Raw genomic sequence first — 17,267 nt, 5'->3', positions numbered from 1 at the left:
GGTCCGGCGTGCCCGGGATCTCCTGAGAGAACGCACTGTGGAGCTAAGGGGATTCGAACCCCTGACCTCTTCCATGCCATGGAAGCGCGCTACCAACTGCGCCATAGCCCCAAAGGGAGGTCCTCGTCGTTCAGGACCGATCACTGATCTTAGACCCTCACCCGCACCGGGCCCAAACCGGGGTCACACGTCGTCGGACATCACCGGTTCGGGCAGCGTGCCGGCGTTCCACTCGGTGAGTCGCCAGCGGCTGTCACGCTCCGGATCGAACTGCTCCAGGGCGATCCACGAGCAGTTGGACAGCCCACTGAAGGAACGCCACGTGGACTCCGGGAACCCCAGGAACGACACTGTTCCCACCCGGAGCACGGCCCCATGGGCGACGATCACGAGCGTCTGGCCGTCCGGCAACATCTCGAGCGCATCGGTAAGGGACGCGGCCAGCCGAGCCCCCGCCTCCGCATGCGTCTCGGCACCGGGAAAACGGGGATCCTGTCCATCCAGCATGCCGCGCATCAGGTCCGGGAACCTCTCCCACGACTCCCGCCAGTTCAGTCCTTCGCGCTCACCGAAGTCCATCTCCCGCAGACGGGCGTCCAGCTCCACCTCGACCCCCGTGACCCGTGCGAGCTCGGCCGCGGTGTCCCGGGCACGACGCAGGTCGGAGGAGATGATGCGCACCGGCTGCAGCGACGCCAGGCGGGCGGCCGCCGCGCGGGCCTGCCCCCGGCCGACCTCGTCGAGCTCGGTGTCGGTCTGGCCCTGGACCCGGCGCTCGAGGTTCCAGGCGGTCTGGCCGTGCCGCCACAGGATGACGCGCCGGCTCATGACAGCTCGACGACGGGACAGTCGCTCCACAGCCGTTCAAGAGCGTAGAACCCGCGTTCCTCGGTGTGCTGGACGTGGACCACGACGTCGGAGAAGTCGATCAGGACCCAGCGGCCCTCCCGCTCGCCCTCACGACGCACCGGCTTGGCTCCGAGCTCCAGCAGGGCCTCCTCGACGGCGTCCTGGATGGCCCGGACCTGGCGCGGCGTGGAACCGCTGCAGATCAGGAAGACGTCGGTGATGAAGAGCTGCTCGGAGACGTCGAAGGCCAGGACGTCGGTGGCGAGCTTGTCCTCGGCCGCGGCCGCCGCGACGCGGGTCAGCTCGATCGCACGGTCAGTGGCTGTCATACGTCCTTCCCGGACCTGTCGTTCTGTGGTTGGTAGAGACCATGCTTGCCGATGTACTGCACGACGCCGTCAGGCACGAGGTACCAGACCGGCTCGCCCGAGAGGACGCGCGTACGGCAGTCCGTGGAGGAGATCGCCAGGGCCGGGATCTCCACCAGGGTGATGCGGTCCTGCGGCAGCCCACGCAACGTGGTCTCGTCCAGCTCGTGACCGGGCCGCGTGCAGCCCACGAAGTGCGCAAGCTCGAAGAGCTCCTCGTGGTCGCGCCAGCTGAGGATGGCCGCCATGGCGTCGGCGCCGGTGATGAAGTACAGGTCGGCGTCGGGTCGTGCGGCGCTGAGGTCACGCAGGGTGTCGATCGTGTACGTGGGGCCGGAGCGGTCGATGTCGACCCGGCTGACGGCGAAGCGCGGGTTGGCCGCCGTCGCGATGACTGTCATCAGGTACCGGTGCTCAGCGGGCGAGACCTCGCGGTCGACCTTCTGCCACGGCTCCCCGGTGGGCACGAACACGACCTCATCGAGGTCGAACCACGACTGCACCTCGCTGGCGGCCACGAGGTGGCCGTGGTGAATGGGGTCGAACGTGCCACCCATGACGCCCACTCGACGTCGGGTGGGCGACGCGGCGCCGTCGCGATCAAGCACCTGCGCGTGGGGGCCGGCGGTGTTCAGCTGTGCTCGCGTCCCTTGCCGAAGACCAGCAGGGCGATCATCAGCAGCGCCAGCGCGCCGAAGGACAGGACGCCCACGGCGATGGGGTGGATGGCGGCGTGCTCGGCGCCTTCCTCGGCAGCCTGAAGGACGGTGGTCAGCATGGCCGCAATCTACCAGCGCCCCTGCACGCCTGATGCCACCTCCCCCGGGTCAGCACGTGGTGCACCCCGGTGTCCGAGAGCGGCGAGTCGCGCAGACCTGCGCCGCGGTAGCGGGCCTTCGGCGCTCGTCAGTCAGCGCACGTGACCGTCGCCCGTCACGACGTACGTGGTGGTGGTCATCTCCTGAAGACCCATCGGGCCGCGGGCATGCAGCTTCTGGGTGGAGATCCCGATCTCGGCGCCGAACCCGAACTCGCCGCCGTCGGTGAAACGCGTCGAGGCGTTGACCATGACGGCGGCGGAGTCGACGCCGGTGGTGAAGCGACGCGCGGCCTCCAGCGACCCCGTCACGATCGCCTCGGTGTGCCCCGACGACCAGGTGCGGATGTGCTGCACTGCCTCATCGAGCGAGTCGACCACCCGTGCCGCGATGTCGGAGGACAGGTACTCGACCTCCCAGTCCTCGTCCGTGGCCGCGACGATCGCGGGCTCAAGCTCCCGGAAGCTCTCGTCGCCGTGGATCGTGACTCCCGCGGCCAGGAGCGCCTTGGTGACCTGCGGGAGGAACTCCTCGGCGACGTCGCGGTGCACCAGGAGGGACTCCGCGGCGTTGCAGACGCTGGTGCGATGGGTCTTGGAGTTGATGACGATGTCGAGCGCCATGTCGAGGTCGGCGTCGGCATCGACGTAGACGTGCACGTTCCCGGTGCCGGTCTCGATGACGGGCACCGTGGACTCCTGCACGACGCTGCGAATGAGGCCGGCGCCCCCGCGCGGGATCACGAGGTCCACGAGGCCGCGCGCCTGCATCAGGTGGGTGGCCGAGGAGCGGTCCTCTGCCGTGACCGCCTGCACGACGTCGGCAGGCAGGCCGCTGGCTGCGATCGCGTCGCGCATGACCTCCACGATGACGGCGTTGGAGCGCTGCGCCGAGCGCGAGCCCCGCAGCAGCGACGCGCTCCCTGCCTTGAGGCAGATGGCGGCGGCGTCGGCGGTGACGTTGGGGCGGCCCTCGTAGATCATGCCGATGACGCCCATGGGGACGCGCAGCTGCTGCAGACGCAACCCGTTGGGCAGCGTGGACCCGCGCACCACCTCGCCGACTGGGTCAGGCAGGGCGGCGACGTCACGCACACCCTGCGCGAACGCCGCGACACGGTCGGCGTCCAGGTGCAGGCGGTCGATGACGTTCTCGGGCGTGCCGTCGGCGCGGGCTGCCTCGACGTCGAGCGCGTTGGCCTGCACGATGCGGTCCGTGGCCGCGACGAGCGCCTCGGCGGCGGCCACGAGGGCGGTGTCCTTCTGGGCGCGGGTGGCGGTGGCGAGGGCGCTCGAGGCTGCCCGTGCACGTCGCGCCGCGTCATGCACGATGTCCTTCACGCCAGTGATCCTAGTGCCCTGCGCCGGAAGTTCATGACCGCCTTTCGCCGCCTGAGCAGCGCTCCGCCACCTCGATGAGTGATTCGGAGGGGTCAATGGTCGTGGGTCAGGGGCGGCGGATGTCGTGGCCGAGGGTGTCGTGATGCCAGATTGCGGCGCTCGATCACGCTCCGTCTTTTGTGTCAGCGGGGTCATCTAGAATGGAACACATCAGCGATTCAAGAATCCTCGAGGGGATGTGTTCACGTTGGCGGCACCGGTGCTGGAGGCCACTGCTTCTGTGGTGGACAAGCTCGCGCTGGTGCATGAGGTCCTGGGCTCGATCGAGACCTCTGAGTTCGCAGGATTGAGTGGGTCGCAGCAGCGTGAAGCGGCGACCTCGCTGTCTCGCCTGGAGGCGCGGGTGACGGCCTACAAGCTGGCCGCCGTTCGTGCGGTCGAGCAGTCAGGCGAAGCCCGCCGTCAGGGCGCGACCTCGACGGCGTCTCTGCTGGCCTGCGACTTCGGCGGGGATCATCGTGGTTCACGCAACACGGTGCGCCAGGCCCAGAAGATCGAGCAGACTCCTCAGTCGCATGAGGCGATGGCCCAAGGTCGGTTGAGCCAGCGTCAGGCCAAGGTGATCGAGAAGGCCCTTGACCTCCTCCCCGAAGAGACGCCCAAGAATGCTCGGGAGGCGTGTGAGACGCAACTGGTCGAGGACGCACCCCGGATGGATCTACGGCAGTTCCAGCGCCAAGCAGACCGGATCATCGGCTCCTTCCTTGCCGACTGCGATGAGAACACTGCGGTGGATGCTGCGGAGAACACCATCGTCGAAGAACGCGAACGCCGCGCCTGGAACAACGCTGAGTTCTGGATGAGCCAGCCCATTGACGGGACCGTCAAGGGCGGCTTCGCGATTCCTGAAGCCCAAGCAGCCCACCTGAGAGTTGTCCTGGATGGCTTGTGCGCCCCGCAGATCGAGATCACCGCACCAGGGCAGGCCTCCCGCGCCACCAGTGAGGTGCTTCTTGATGAGCGGCCGTCCTACACGCGTCGTCAGGGCTGGGCCTTCACCCACCTGTGTGAGCTCCTGCCGACCGACCGGCTGCCGGAGACCAACAACGTTGGCCCGATCATGACCGTCAACATCGACCACCAAGCCCTCCTCGACCAGCTCAAGGTCGCCGTGTTGTCCACTGGTGAAACCCTCTCCGCTGGGCAGGCGCGGCGGATGGCCTGTGAGCACCGGATCCTGCCCGCCGTCTACGGCGGAGACTCACTCCCGTTGGACCTCGGCAGAGACAAGCGGTTGTATTCGCTGCATCAACGCCGGGCCTTAGAACTCAGCCAGAAAGGCTGCGTCTTCCCCGGCATGGGGGTACCCCCACAAAAGGCGCATAGCGGTGGGGGAGGGCAGGCCACCCGGCTGGTGCGTCGTCCACCACGGCGGCGAGTCCTGGGCGGCCGGCGGCCGCACCGATCTGAAGGACGGAGTCCTGCTCTGCCCCCACCACCACCGGATCCTGCACACCGACGGCTGGGACATCCACTTCACGCCCGATGGCATCCCCGAGCTGGTTCCACCGGCATCACTGGATCCCAGACGCAGACCCCGACGACACCGACGATTCCCATGACCATCGGGAGAGCTCTGCCCCCTCACGGTGCGCGGTCTCGCTCCGTCGCGCCTATGCGACAGACGCCCTGCAATCACTCCACTGGTGCCCTGCGCCGGACGCCACGAGTCACACGGTGTTCACCCGCACGTGCCACGGTCGCGCCATGCACCTGACGTCCCTGCTTTGGACTGCTCCGGGCGGGCTCCACCGGAGGACGATCGGCGGCGTGCTCGTCGCGCTGCTCGCCACGCTCCTCATCGCACCGGCCGAGGCCACGGCACGTCCCGACCGTGACAAGCCCACCCCTGACAGGTTGGATGGAACGGTGCGCGTCGCGACGTTCAACGCCTCCCTCAACCGTCCGGGCGAGGGCGACCTGCGCCGCGACCTGTCCACGCCGAAGGACCAGCAGGCCCGCAACGTCGCGGAGATCATCCAGCGCACCCGACCCGACGTGCTGCTGCTGCAGGAGTTCGACCACGACCCCGAGGCGCCTGGCCTGTTCAGCCGCAACTATCTCGAGCGGGGCCAGTCGGGCGCCGAGGCGATCCACTACCCGTACCGCTTCACGGCCCCGGTCAACACCGGCGTCCAGACCGGATTCGACCTCGACAGGGACGGCGAGGTCGGTGGCCCCGGCGACGCCCACGGGTTCGGCGACTTCCCCGGCCAGTACGGCATGGTCGTCTACTCCAAGCACCCCATCGACACCGAGCGCGTCCGGACCTTCCAGAACCAGCTCTGGAAGGACATGCCAGGCGCACTTCTGCCGACGGACCCGGAGAGCGGGGAGTCCTGGTACACGTCCGAGGAGCTCGACGTCCTGCGTCTGTCGAGCAAGTCGCACTGGGACGTGCCGGTCAGGGTGGGCCGACGCACCGTCCATGTGCTCGCGAGCCACCCCACGCCACCGGTCTTCGACGGGCCGGAGGACCGCAACGGGTTGCGCAACAGCGATGAGATCCGGTTCTGGAAGGACTACGTGTCCGGACCGCGCACGTCACGCTGGATCCGCGACGACGCCGGCCGGCACGGCGGGCTGGACGCCCGCTCGTCGTTCGTCGTGGCAGGTGACCTCAACTCCGACCCGCACGACGGCGACTCCCGACCCGGGTCGATCGGCCAGCTGCTGGAGCATCCGCGCGTCAACACTTCCGTCACACCCACCAGCCGCGGCGCCCTGGAGGAGTCACGGGTCCAGGGTGGCGTGAACCTGCAGCACGAGGGCCCGCCCGAGCACGACACGGCGGACTTCGCGGAGCCGCCGGGCAACATCCGCGCGGACTACGTGCTGCCCAGCCGTGACCTGCGCGTCCGCGACGCCGCAGTGTTCTGGCCGACGGCCGACGACCCCCTCTCCCGTCTCACCGGGGAGTATCCGTTCCCCTCCTCCGACCACAGGCTCGTGTGGGTGGACCTGGAGATCGCCCGGCACCGCTGACGTCGGTGGTCACAGGACCATGAGGTCGTCGCGGTGGACGACCTCACGTTCATACTCGTCGCCGAGCTCGGCAGCGAGCTCACGGGTGGAGCGGCCCAGCAGGCTGGGCAGCTCCTCGCTGTCGTAGTTGACCAGGCCGCGCGCCACCACTCGGCCGTCGAGCGTGGCGACGTCCACCGGCTCGCCCGCCACGAACGTCCCGGAGACCTGCGTGATGCCGGCCGGCAGCAGCGACGCCTTGCGGACCGTGAGCGCGCGCTCGGCGCCGTCGTCGATCGTGAGGACGCCCTTGGTCTGACTGGCATGGGCCAGCCACAGCAGCCGGGTGGGGCGGCGCCGCCCCGTAGGACGGAACCTGGTGCCCACCGGTTGGTCGGCCAGAGCCTCGACGGCGTGTGGCGCACTCGTCAGCACCACCGGGATACCGGCTCCGGTGGCGATCCGGGCAGCCTCGATCTTGGTGACCATGCCACCGGTGCCCACGGCCGAGCCGACCCTCGCCACGTCGACGTCGCTCAGGTCCTGCGGTCCGTGCACCTCCTCGATCCGACGCGAGCCCGGCTCGGACGGATGGCCCGTGTAGAGGGCGTCGACGTCGGAGAGGAGCACCAGGAGGTCGGCATGCACCAGGTGCGCCACCAGAGCGGCCAGCCGGTCGTTGTCACCGAAGCGGATCTCGCTGGTGGCCACCGTGTCGTTCTCGTTGACGACGGGCACGACGCCGAGCTCACGCAGCCTGGCGAAGGTCTGGTAGGCGTTGCGGTAGTGGCCGCGGCGGGTGACGTCGTCGACGGTGAGCAGCACCTGCCCCACCGTGAGGCCGTGCCGCGCGAACCGCTCGGTGTAGCGGGCGACCAGCGCGCCCTGCCCGACGCTGGCGGCGGCCTGCTGCGTGGGCAGGTCCCGGGGCCGAGCACCCAGGCCCAACGGGCCGAGCCCTGCGGCGATGGCACCGGAGCTCACCAGCACCACCTCATCGCCCCGCCCACGGGCTCCCGCGACCGCGTCGACGACGACGTCCACGCGGGCCGGGTCGAGGTGACCGTCGTGAGTGGTGAGGGAGGACGAGCCCACCTTCACCACGATCCGGCTCACGACTCGTCCTCGCCGGCCCCGTCCGAGCCAGCCCCGTCCGAGCCAGCCCCGTCCGAATCCGTACCGCCCAGCTCGTCCTCGTCCTCCGGGAACGTCCAGTCGCCGCTCTCACGGGCCTCGCGGGCCTCGATCTCGAAGGCCCGCCTGGCGGCCAGCTCCTCGCGTCGCTCGACGGTGGTGCGCCGGGTGTTGTCGTCGAAGCGCAAGTCCTCCCCGCGGCGGCCCAGCACCTCGGCGCCGGCGGCGACCGACGGGTCGAAGTCGAAGACCACTGCGTCGCCCTCGCCCCGGTGATTGATGTCGCCGATGACGACGTCGTCGCCCGGCTCGGCGCCGAGCTCGAGGAGACGGTCCTCCACGCCCAGCCGGTTGAGCCGGTCAGACAGGAACCCGACGGCCTCGTCGTTGGAGAAGTCGGTCTGGCGCACCCAGCGTGTCGGCTTGGTGCCGCGCACGATCCACTGCTTCTCCCCCGCTGGACCCCGGCCGGCAACGATGGTGAACTCCTCGCCCACTCCGGACTCCGCCTGCGGCCGCAGCACGATCCGGGTGACCTCTGCGTCAGGGGCGGCGGCACGACGACTGGCGACGATCTCGGCCATCGCGAAGGACAGCTCGCGCAGGCCGGCGCGGCTGGCGGCGGAGACCTCGAACACCTCGAAGCCACGCTCCTGCAGGTCGGCGCGCACGAACTCGGCGATCTGGGCGGCGTCAGGGACGTCGGTCTTGTTGAGGGCCACCAGACGAGGACGCTGCAGGAGGTCGGCTCCTGCAGCGCCGGGCTCGAGGTTCTCGGCGTACCGCGCGAGCTCGTTCTCGATGACGTCGAGGTCCGTGAGGGGGTCGCGGCCTGGCTCCACGGTGGCGCAGTCGATGACGTGCACCAGCGCCGCGCACCGCTCGACGTGACGCAGGAAGTCGTGACCCAGGCCGCGGCCCTGACTGGCTCCCTCGATGAGTCCGGGGACGTCAGCCACGGTGAACGTGACCGAGCCGGCGGTGACGACGCCGAGGTTGGGCACGAGGGTCGTGAAGGGGTAGTCGGCGATCTTGGGCCTCGCCCGCGAGAGTGCGGCGATGAGGCTGGACTTGCCGGCGCTCGGGAAGCCGATCAGGCCGATGTCGGCCACGACCTTGAGCTCCAGCACGATCGCGATCTCCTCGCCGGGCTCGCCGCGCAGCGCGAATCCGGGCGCCTTGCGCTTGCTGGAGGCCAGCGCGGCGTTGCCGAGACCGCCGCGACCGCCCGCGGCGATGACGAGCTCGGTGCCGGGACCGACCAGGTCGGCCAGGACCTCCCCGTCACCGGCGTCCGGGTCGCCGGCGTCTGGGACCGCGCGCACCACGGTGCCGTCGGGCACCAGCAGGACGAGGTCGTCGCCGCCGGCCCCGTTGCGGTTGCTCCCGGCACCGGGTGCGCCGTTGCCGGCCTTGCGGTGCGGTTCGTGGTGGTAGTCGACGAGGGTGGTCACGTCCTGGGCCACGCGCAGGATGACGTCACCGCCGTGTCCGCCGTTACCGCCGTCGGGGCCGCCGAGAGGCTTGAACTTCTCACGGTGCACCGAGGCCACACCGTGGCCACCGTTGCCTGCGGACACCAGCAGGCGCACCCGGTCGACGAAGGTCGGAACGGCCACGGGATGCTCCTGGTGCTGGTTGGCTCACGGGGTCGGGCTGGGAAACCCGGCGGGGGTGCCGGGCCCTGGGCGGCTGGATCAAAACACAGCAGGGGCAGCCCGCTGCTGCGGACCGCCCCTGCTGGGTGTCTGCTGGGATTACTCGGCCGGGACGATGTTGACGACCTTGCGACCGCGCTGGCTGCCGAACTCCACCGAGCCCGCGGAGAGCGCGAACAGCGTGTCGTCGCCGCCACGGCCCACGTTGGTGCCCGGGTGGAAGTGGGTGCCACGCTGGCGGACGATGATCTCGCCGGCGTTGACGAGCTGGCCGCCGAAACGCTTCACGCCGAGGCGTTGCGCGTTGGAGTCGCGACCGTTCTTGGTGGACGAAACGCCCTTCTTCGATGCCATGTGTCAGGCTCCTACTTCGCGATTCCGGTGATCTTGACCTGGGTGTAGCGCTGGCGGTGACCCTGGCGCTTCTTGTACCCGGTCTTGTTCTTGTACTTCTGGATGACGATCTTGGGGCCCTTGGTCTGACCGAGCACCTCAGCGGTGACGGAGACCTTGGACAGATCGTCGGCGGCCGACGTGACGGCGTCACCGTCGACGTAGAGGACCGCGGGCAGCTCGACGGACTCACCCTCGGTCTGCGTGACGCGGTCGATCTCGACGACGTCGCCGACGGCGACCTTCTGCTGCGTGCCACCACTGCGCACGATTGCGTACACCACGGGATTCCTCACTCGGTTCTGCTGGAAAGCTCTGCTTCTGCTGAAGTCTCTGCTACTGCTGACAGCTCAGGGTTCCGCGCCACGGCTGGGCATGCGGACGCGGCGCCCGGAGGCACCGACGATCCATTCTACGGAGCCTCGGGCGTGTCGGTCAAAACGGGGCTGGTGCCGAGCTGGTCGTCGACCTTCTCGGTGGAGACGTCGGAGGGCGTGACGGGATCGGCGCTCGTGGGCGCCGCCTGCTTGCGACTGGCCCGCCGGACCGGCTTGCGGGCGCCTGACGTGGCCTGCTCGGTCTGTCGGTGCGTGGCATCTGCCTCGCCTGTGCCCTGCTCGGCGGACCCGACCCCGGTCCCGGACTCCACGGGCTGCGCTCCACCGGAGTCCGCCAGGGCAGAGGCGGCGCTGTCGGCCTCGGCGCCGGCTGCGGACCCTTGGCTCTTCGGACCTGCACTCTTGGGTCCAGCGCTCTTGGATCCCCCGTTCTTCGGCCCGGCGTCCTGGGAGTCGTCGTCCTTGTGCCCGGCACTCTTCGCCTCGGCAGGCTTGCCGTCGCTGCGCTCGCCCTTGCCGCCGTCCTTGCCGCTGCCCTTGTCCTGGCCACGAGCGGTGTCGCCGTCGTGCTGACCGTTGCCGCCACTGCCGTTGCCATGGCCATTGCCGCCACGACCTCCGCGCCGACGTCCGCCGCCGCGGCGCGAGCCGTCGTCCTTCTTGGGCTCGACCGGCTCGGCCGTGATGACCACTCCCCGGCCCTTGCAGTGGTCGCAGTCGGTGCTGAAGGACTCCAGCAGTCCGGTGCCGATGCGCTTGCGGGTCATCTGCACCAGGCCGAGCGACGTCACCTCGGCGACCTGGTGGCGAGTGCGGTCGCGTCCCAGGCACTCCACGAGGCGCCGCAGCACCAGGTCGCGGTTGCTCTCCAGCACCATGTCGATGAAGTCGATGACGATGATGCCGCCGATGTCGCGCAGCCTGAGCTGGCGCACGATCTCCTCGGCCGCCTCCAGGTTGTTCTTGGTGACCGTCTCCTCCAGGTTGCCACCGGATCCGGTGAACTTGCCGGTGTTCACGTCGATGACGGTCATCGCCTCGGTGCGATCGATGATGAGCGATCCACCCGATGGCAGCCAGACCTTGTGCTCCAACGCCTTGTGGATCTGCTCCTCGATGCGCAGTGCCTCAAAGGCCCCCTGGCCGTCGTGCTCGGAAGCCCGCCACTCGTTCAGGCGCTCCGCAAGATCGGGGGCGACGTGCTGGATGTAGCCGGAGATGTTGTCCCACGCATCGGGTCCGTCGACGACGAGGGAGCTGAAGTCCTCGTTGAACAGGTCGCGCACGACCTTGATGACGAGGTCGGGCTCGGCGTACAGCAGCTGGGGGGCCCCGCCCTTGGAGGTGGTGGCCTGGTCGACCTTGCCCTCGATGTCCTCCCAGCGCGCCTTGAGCGCGGTGACGTCACGCGTCAGCTGCTCCTCACTGGCGCCCTCGGCAGCAGTGCGCACGATGACGCCGGCATCCTCGGGCAGGATCTGCTTGAGCAGCGACTTCAGACGGGAGCGCTCGGTGTCGGGGAGCTTGCGGGAGATGCCGTTGGACTGACCGCCCGGGACGTAGACGAGGAATCGGCCCGGGAGGCTGATCTGGCTCGTCAGGCGGGCACCCTTCTGCCCGATCGGGTCCTTGGTGACCTGCACCAGGACTGTCTGCCCGGGCTGCAGGGCCTCCTCGATCTTGCGGGCCTTGCCGTTCTGTACCCCACTCCAATCGACCTCGCCGGCATAGATGACGGCGTTGCGGCCGGCGCCGATGTCGATGAAGGCGGCCTCCATGCTCGGCAGGACGTTCTGCACCTTGCCGAGGTAGACGTTGCCGATGATCGAGACCTGGGACTCGCGGGCGACGTAGTGCTCCACGAGGACGGAGTCCTCCATGACGGCGATCTGCGTGTAGGCGTTGTCGTCGGTGCCCCTGACCGAGGCCGGGCTCTGGCGGACGATCATCTGCCGCTCGACGGACTCGCGGCGCGCGAGGAACTCCGCCTCGGAGACGATCGGCGCGCGACGCCGTCCGGCTTCACGGCCCTCACGGCGGCGCTGCTTCTTGGCCTCCAGGCGGGTGGAGCCGGTGACGCTGGTGATCTCGTCCTGAGCGCTGCGGCCCTCGCGGACCTTGACGACGGTGTCCTCGGGATCATCCGCTGTGCGGCCGGCGCCCTCGCCGGCCCGAGCGCGTCGCCGACGGCGGCGCGTGGTGGCCGAACCGTCTGCGGAGTCGTCGTCGGAGTCATCGGAGTCGTCCTGGCCGGAGGACTGCGTCTCACCGGTGGCGTCGTCGGACTTGTTGCGCCGGCGGCCGCCGCGGCTGCGTCGGCGACGCTTGCCGCCGCCGGATCCCTGGGTGTCGTCGGCCTCGCCGTCACCGGAGTCGTCCTCGGCCGACGAGCTGTCCTCGTTCTTGCTGTCCTCGTTCTTGGGCCGGGGCGGCAGCACGGTGGTCTCGGGGGCCTGGAAGGTGGGCACCGCCAGAGCCCCACGCTTGGACCCAGCCTCCTTGGAACCAGCAGGCTTCGACGCATCACGCTTGGGCGCGTCACCCTTCGAGGGCTGGTCCTCCTGCGCGCCCTGGTCCTTCTCCTGCGCGACCGCGGACTCCTCACGCGCGTCGTCGCCGGCGTCGGCCTTCTTGGCCTTGCCCGCCGAGGTGGACTTCTTCGGGGCAGGCTCGGCGGGCGTCTCGCTCGCCGACTGCGTCGTCGGGTCGGCCTTGCCGCGGCTGCGGGAGGCTGCCTTCTTCTTGCTCGCGGTGGAATCCACGGACTCCACACCAGTGGTTCGTGCCGTCGGAGCCTTCACCTCGGGCGCCTGGGCCTCCTCGGAACTCTCGACCTTCCCGGAGTTCTGGGCCTTCCCGCCGCCTGATCCACCTCGATCGGCGGGCTCGTCGGTGGCGGACCGGGCCTGCGCCCCGCTGGGGGCAGCGAAGATGTCGGTGCTGATCGGAGCCGGTGGACCAGCTGCACGGCCAGCGGCGCGCCGGCGGCTCGAGCGGGAGGTGGTCGTCGGATCGGATCCGGGTGTGTTGTTGTCATCGTCGAGCATCTGCTCTCCTTCAACCCGCGGCGGCGCGGCCGGCCGGGGGTGTGCGTCTGGCCCGCGTCAGAGGGCTCCAAGTCTCATTCTCCCGGCGAACGCTGTCCGTTCGTCGAGGTGACGACGCCTCGGCCTGTCACATGGCTTCCCCGCCCGGCCCGCCGCGGTCAGCACCGGTCTGGTGCGTCGCGGTCGAGGGCGAGCGGATCGCCGACCGTGCCGTTCTGCTCATCCAAGGGACCCTGTGCCGTCCGGGTCGCCAACGGCGTCCCATCAAACTCAAGACCTCCCTGTGACCGCAGTCCGGCAAGAACGTCATCCGGTCGTATCGACGGTGTTGCGTGCCGTACAACCAAGGCCAGTATCGCACACGCCGACTCATCGGGGGCCATGTCGGCGACCCGCAGGCCCACGACGGGCCCTCTGACGTCGACCATCTTCGGCCCCCGCTTGGTCTTCTTCTCCACCTCTACGACCTCGGCTGCCAGGAGGGCCTCGACGGCATCCTCGAGCCGACTCGGGCTCACGATGGGCAGCTCGATCTCCCACCGGCTGGCCTCCAGCCGGTCGGCCAGCGTGCCGCCCGCGGAGACCACGGCCTCCAGGACATCCAGGCCCTGCGGCAGGGAATCATCGAGTGCGGCACGGACCTGCTCGGCCTCACAGGGGCGGGTCAGACCGATCTCGAGGAACTCGGCCTCGCTCGCCGCGCCCGTGGGAGAGGCACCGGCATAGGAGATCTTGGGGTGCGGCGTGTACCCGGAGCTGAAGGCGATCGGCACCCCGGCACGGCGGACCGCGCGTTCGAAGGCCCGGCCGAAGTCACGGTGGCTGGTGAAGCGCAGCCGTCCACGCTTGGCATAGCGGAGCCGGAGCTTCTGCGCGATCGCCAGCTGCGGGTTGGGAGCCTCCGGATTGGGCGTTCCCTGTGGCGTCACGCTCCCGTCGTCAGTCACGCTCGCGACCCTACTGGTGCGCCGTCGCCGAGTCGGGGCCCGGCGTCGGACCGGCACGACGGACGGGATTCAATGGGCCGGTGCGTGCAGGGAGATGGTTGACAGCGGCGGCGATCGTCCTGCTGGCGCTGAACCTGCGCACCGCCGTGGGCAGCATCGGCGTCCTGCTGACCTCCATCCAGGACGACCTCGGTCTGTCCCCCACCGCAGCCGGGGTGCTGACCACCCTGCCGATGATCTGCTTCGCCCTCGTCGGCCTCTCCACCGGCGCGGTCGTGCGTCGCCTCGGGCTGCACCGGACCACGGTCCTGGCTCTCGCCCTCGCTGGTTCAGGCATGGCGTTGCGTGCCGTCGTGGAGTCCCCGGCCCTGTTCTTCCTGTTCTCGGCCGTGGCGCTGGGCGGCGCCGCGATGGGCAACGTCGTGCTGCCGCCACTGGCCAAGACCCACTTCCCGGACCGGATCGCCCTGGTCAGTGCCCTCTACGGTGCCGCGCTCATCGGCAGCGGCTCCGTCACCACGTCGCTCACCGTCCCCGTGGCCGAAGGGTTCGCTCCCCCAAGCACTGCGCTTCGCTCCGTGCTGGGAGGTACCCCCAGCTGGCGCATCGGACTGGGCGTCTGGGCCGTCCTCGCCCTGCTGGCTCTGCTCCCGTGGCTGCGGATGCTGCGGCACGACGTCCACGCGCGCCTGCAGCCCCAGGACCGTCTGCCCACCGCGAGTGTGGCGCGCTCCCCGCTGACCTGGGCACTCGTCGCCTGCTTCGCAGCGCAGTCCGGCGTCGCCTACGCCCAGTTCGGGTGGTTCTCCACCATCCTCGTCGACGCCGGGGTCGGGCCCGCCAAGGCAGGGGTGCTGCTCGGCCTGCTGACCGGTGTGGGCGTGCCCCTGACGCTGAGCCTGCCGTGGCTGGTTCGACGATGGGGTGGCACCGCCGTCCTGCCGGTCACCTTCGGCGCGCTCACGCTGGTCGGCTGGGTCGGCATGGTCGTGGCGCCGGCCACGGTCTCCGCCCTGTGGGCGATTCTGCTCGGCCTGGGCAGCGGTGCCTTCACGTGGTGCCTGACGATGATCGGCCAACGGGCCCGGACCACGGCCGGTACGACGGCCCTCTCGACCCTCGTCCAGGGCCCCGGCTACCTGATCGGAGGACTGGCACCGTTCGGGACCGGTTTCCTGCACGACGTCACCGGCTCCTGGACGGTCCCGCTGCTCGGCCTCGCCTCGCTCGGCGTCATCATCGCGATCGCCGGCGCCTACGCGGACCGCTCCGCGCCGTTGGAGGACACCCTGCGTCCCTGACGCTCGGTCCGCGAAGACCCGGGGACGCCAGCCGCACGGCCCGCCGGTGCCCGGTCGATGCCGACCGGCAGGCCCGGACCATGCACCCGAGCGGGCGACAAAGCTCAGACGACGCTGAGGGGCAGCAGCGTCTTGCCCGTGGGGCCGACCTGGATCTCGGTGTCCAACTGGGGGCAGACCCCGCAGTCGAAGCACGGCGTCCAGCGACAGTCGTCGACCTCGACGGGTCCGTCGGGGTCGATGGCGTCCTCCCAGTCCTCCCAGAGCCAGTCCTTGTCCAGGCCGGAGTCCAGGTGGTCCCACGGCAGGACCTCGTCGTGGTCACGCTCACGCGTGGTGTACCAGTCGAGCCAGCTGCCACCATCGGGCGCCTCGTCGCCGAGCGCCTCCGCGCACATGGCCGCCCACCGGTCGTAGGAGAAGTGCTCGCTCCAGCCGTCGAACCGGCCACCGTCGCGCCACACCGCCTCGATGATGCGGCCGACACGCCGGTCGCCGCGTGAGAGCAGTCCTTCGATGGTGCCGGGCTTGCCGTCGTGGTACCGAAAGCCGATGGCCCGACCGAACCGCTTGTCCGACTGGACGGACTCACGCAGCTTGCGCAACCGCTCGTCGGTGGTCTCGTGGTCCAGCTGCCCGGCCCACTGGAACGGCGTGTGCGCCTTGGGCACGAACCCGCCGATGCTCACCGTGCAGCGGATGTCCTTGCGCCCAGAGACCTCCCGACCCACCTCGATGACACGCTTGGCGAGCTCACCGATCTGCAGGACGTCCTCGTCGGTCTCTGTGGGGAGCCCACACATGAAGTACAGCTTCACCTGCCGCCAGCCGTGCGAGTACGCGGCGGTGACGGTGCGCACGAGGTCCTCCTCGGTCACCATCTTGTTGATCACCTTGCGCAGCCGCTCGCTGCCGCCCTCGGGTGCGAACGTCAGCCCCGAACGACGGCCGTTGCGGCTGAACTCGTTGGCGAGCGCGATGTTGAAGGCGTCGACGCGGGTCGACGGCAGGGACAGCGACGTGTTGGTGCCCTCATAGCGGTCGCCCAGTTGTTTGGCGACCTCGCCGATCTCGGTGTGGTCGGCGCTGGACAGGCTCAGCAGGCCGACCTCCTCATAGCCGGAGTTGTCCAGCCCGTTCTGCACCATGGAGCCGATCGTCTCGATGGAGCGCTCCCGCACGGGTCGGGTGATCATCCCTGCCTGGCAGAAGCGACAGCCGCGGGTGCAGCCGCGGAAGATCTCCACGGAGTAGCGCTCGTGCACTGTCTCGGCCAGGGGCACGAGCGGCTTCTTGGGGTACGGCCAGGCGTCGAGGTCCATGAGCGTGTGCTTGGTGACCCGCCACGGCACGCCCGCCCGGTTGGGTACGACCTTCTCGATGCGCCCGTCCGGCAGGTAGCTGACGTCGTGGAACTGGGGGACGTAGATGCCGCCGGTGGCGGCGAGCCTGAACAGCAGCTCGGACCGTCCACCCGGCGAACCCTCCTGCTTGTGCTCGCGCACGATGTCGCTGATGGCCAGCACGATCTCCTCACCGTCGCCCAGGACGGCGGCGTCCACGAAGTCGGCGATCGGCTCGGGGTTGAAGGCACTGTGGCCGCCGGCCAGTACGACGGGGTGCTCGTCGCCGCGGTCCGTGGCGTGCAGCGGGATCCCGGCGAGGTCGAGGGCCGTGAGCAGGTTGGTGTAGCCGAGCTCGGTGGCGAAGGAGACGCCGAGCAGGTCGAAGGCACTCACGGGACGGTGCGAGTCGACGGTGAACTGCTCGATGCCGTGATCGCGCATGACCGCCTCCATGTCGGCCATGACGGCATAGGTGCGCTCGGCGAGGATCCAGTCCCGCTCGTTGAGCACCTCGTAGAGGATCTGGACACCCTGGTTGGGCAGACCCACCTCGTAGGCGTCCGGGTACATCAGCGCCCAACGGACGGCGACGTCCTCCCACTCCTTGACGGTGGCGTTGAGCTCGCCACCGACGTACTGGATCGGCTTGCTCACCGAGGGCAGCAGCGGCTCCAGGCGGGCAAAGAGCGACTCGACGACCATGC

General features: G+C 69.6%; 15 protein-coding genes and 1 tRNA gene. 3 read left to right on the top strand and 13 right to left on the bottom strand.

Annotated elements, in window-relative coordinates; all coding sequences use genetic code 11:
• Positions 1-38: 38 nt before the first annotated feature.
• The 6 genes from ACEVFP_RS04965 to ACEVFP_RS04940 form a co-directional block, all read right to left on the bottom strand.
• Positions 39-111: transfer RNA gene (locus ACEVFP_RS04965), tRNA-Ala, on the bottom strand.
• A gap of 72 nt (positions 112-183) precedes the next feature.
• A complete protein-coding gene (locus tag ACEVFP_RS04960) occupies positions 184-828 on the bottom strand; it encodes a histidine phosphatase family protein (RefSeq protein ID WP_375002439.1) in 645 nt (214 codons plus the stop codon).
• Positions 825-1,178, bottom strand: a complete 354-nt coding sequence (gene rsfS / locus ACEVFP_RS04955) for a ribosome silencing factor (RefSeq protein ID WP_375002438.1) — start codon at positions 1,176-1,178, stop codon at positions 825-827. Before rsfS ends, ACEVFP_RS04960 begins: the two co-directional genes overlap by 4 nt.
• On the bottom strand, positions 1,175-1,825 hold the full coding sequence (gene nadD, locus ACEVFP_RS04950) for a nicotinate-nucleotide adenylyltransferase (RefSeq protein WP_375002436.1): 651 nt from the start codon (positions 1,823-1,825) through the stop codon (positions 1,175-1,177). Before nadD ends, rsfS begins: the two co-directional genes overlap by 4 nt.
• A 23-nt stretch (positions 1,826-1,848) precedes the next feature.
• Positions 1,849-1,995: a hypothetical protein gene (locus ACEVFP_RS04945; protein WP_375002435.1), complete on the bottom strand. Its 147-nt coding sequence runs from the start codon at positions 1,993-1,995 to the stop codon at positions 1,849-1,851.
• Between the two features lie 132 nt (positions 1,996-2,127).
• Complete coding sequence (locus tag ACEVFP_RS04940) at positions 2,128-3,375, bottom strand: glutamate-5-semialdehyde dehydrogenase (RefSeq protein ID WP_375002432.1); 1,248 nt, start codon at positions 3,373-3,375, stop codon at positions 2,128-2,130.
• 238 nt (positions 3,376-3,613) lie between these two features.
• Between ACEVFP_RS04940 and ACEVFP_RS04935 the strand changes: the two genes are divergently transcribed.
• A complete protein-coding gene (locus ACEVFP_RS04935) occupies positions 3,614-5,152 on the top strand; it encodes a DUF222 domain-containing protein (protein WP_375002430.1) in 1,539 nt (512 codons plus the stop codon).
• Positions 5,143-6,420 carry an endonuclease/exonuclease/phosphatase family protein gene (locus tag ACEVFP_RS04930; protein WP_375002427.1) on the top strand — a complete coding sequence of 426 codons (1,278 nt, stop codon included), beginning with the start codon at positions 5,143-5,145 and terminating at the stop codon, positions 6,418-6,420. Before ACEVFP_RS04935 ends, ACEVFP_RS04930 begins: the two co-directional genes overlap by 10 nt.
• 9 nt (positions 6,421-6,429) lie before the next feature.
• Here ACEVFP_RS04930 and proB read toward each other — a convergent pair whose 3' ends face one another.
• The 6 genes from proB to ACEVFP_RS04900 form a co-directional block, all read right to left on the bottom strand.
• Positions 6,430-7,515 carry a glutamate 5-kinase gene (gene proB, locus ACEVFP_RS04925; RefSeq protein ID WP_375002423.1) on the bottom strand — a complete coding sequence of 362 codons (1,086 nt, stop codon included), beginning with the start codon at positions 7,513-7,515 and terminating at the stop codon, positions 6,430-6,432.
• Positions 7,512-9,152, bottom strand: coding sequence for a GTPase ObgE (gene obgE / locus ACEVFP_RS04920; RefSeq protein ID WP_375002421.1), 1,641 nt, complete (start codon positions 9,150-9,152; stop codon positions 7,512-7,514). Before obgE ends, proB begins: the two co-directional genes overlap by 4 nt.
• Positions 9,153-9,290: 138 nt before the next feature.
• A complete protein-coding gene (gene rpmA / locus ACEVFP_RS04915; RefSeq protein WP_375002419.1) occupies positions 9,291-9,545 on the bottom strand; it encodes a 50S ribosomal protein L27 in 255 nt (84 codons plus the stop codon).
• An 11-nt stretch (positions 9,546-9,556) separates the two neighbouring features.
• On the bottom strand, positions 9,557-9,865 hold the full coding sequence (rplU, locus tag ACEVFP_RS04910; RefSeq protein WP_375003762.1) for a 50S ribosomal protein L21: 309 nt from the start codon (positions 9,863-9,865) through the stop codon (positions 9,557-9,559).
• A 131-nt stretch (positions 9,866-9,996) separates the two neighbouring features.
• Positions 9,997-12,969 carry an Rne/Rng family ribonuclease gene (locus tag ACEVFP_RS04905; RefSeq protein WP_375002417.1) on the bottom strand — a complete coding sequence of 991 codons (2,973 nt, stop codon included), beginning with the start codon at positions 12,967-12,969 and terminating at the stop codon, positions 9,997-9,999.
• Between the two features lie 158 nt (positions 12,970-13,127).
• Positions 13,128-13,916 carry a TIGR03936 family radical SAM-associated protein gene (locus tag ACEVFP_RS04900; protein ID WP_375002414.1) on the bottom strand — a complete coding sequence of 263 codons (789 nt, stop codon included), beginning with the start codon at positions 13,914-13,916 and terminating at the stop codon, positions 13,128-13,130.
• Positions 13,917-13,996: 80 nt separating this feature from the next.
• Here ACEVFP_RS04900 and ACEVFP_RS04895 point away from each other — a divergent pair, with 80 nt between their 5' ends.
• Complete coding sequence (locus ACEVFP_RS04895; RefSeq protein WP_375002412.1) at positions 13,997-15,217, top strand: CynX/NimT family MFS transporter; 1,221 nt, start codon at positions 13,997-13,999, stop codon at positions 15,215-15,217.
• Positions 15,218-15,321: 104 nt separating this feature from the next.
• Here the strand turns inward: ACEVFP_RS04895 and ACEVFP_RS04890 are convergent, their stop codons facing one another.
• The gene (locus ACEVFP_RS04890; protein ID WP_375002410.1) at positions 15,322-17,265 is read right to left on the bottom strand and encodes a TIGR03960 family B12-binding radical SAM protein; all 1,944 of its coding nucleotides are present in this window, start codon (positions 17,263-17,265) and stop codon (positions 15,322-15,324) included.
• Positions 17,266-17,267: the final 2 nt, after the last annotated feature.

Source organism: Aeromicrobium sp. CTD01-1L150 (genome assembly GCF_041951745.1).
Lineage (GTDB): Bacteria > Actinomycetota > Actinomycetes > Propionibacteriales > Nocardioidaceae > Aeromicrobium.
Note: the sequence above shows the minus strand (reverse complement) of the source record. Positions and strands in the feature narration are given on the sequence as shown.

Bases quoted from the DNA above. Each gene is read 5' to 3' on its own strand.
- rsfS (WP_375002438.1), bottom strand. From the start codon at position 1,178: ATGACAGCCACTGACCGTGCGATCGAGCTGACCCGCGTCGCGGCGGCC.
- ACEVFP_RS04930 (WP_375002427.1), top strand. From the start codon at position 5,143: ATGCACCTGACGTCCCTGCTTTGGACTGCTCCGGGCGGGCTCCACCGG.
- ACEVFP_RS04905 (WP_375002417.1), bottom strand. From the start codon at position 12,969: ATGCTCGACGATGACAACAACACACCCGGATCCGATCCGACGACCACC.
- rpmA (WP_375002419.1), bottom strand. From the start codon at position 9,545: ATGGCATCGAAGAAGGGCGTTTCGTCCACCAAGAACGGTCGCGACTCC.
- ACEVFP_RS04960 (WP_375002439.1), bottom strand. From the start codon at position 828: ATGAGCCGGCGCGTCATCCTGTGGCGGCACGGCCAGACCGCCTGGAAC.
- ACEVFP_RS04890 (WP_375002410.1), bottom strand. From the start codon at position 17,265: ATGGTCGTCGAGTCGCTCTTTGCCCGCCTGGAGCCGCTGCTGCCCTCG.
- ACEVFP_RS04945 (WP_375002435.1), bottom strand. From the start codon at position 1,995: ATGCTGACCACCGTCCTTCAGGCTGCCGAGGAAGGCGCCGAGCACGCC.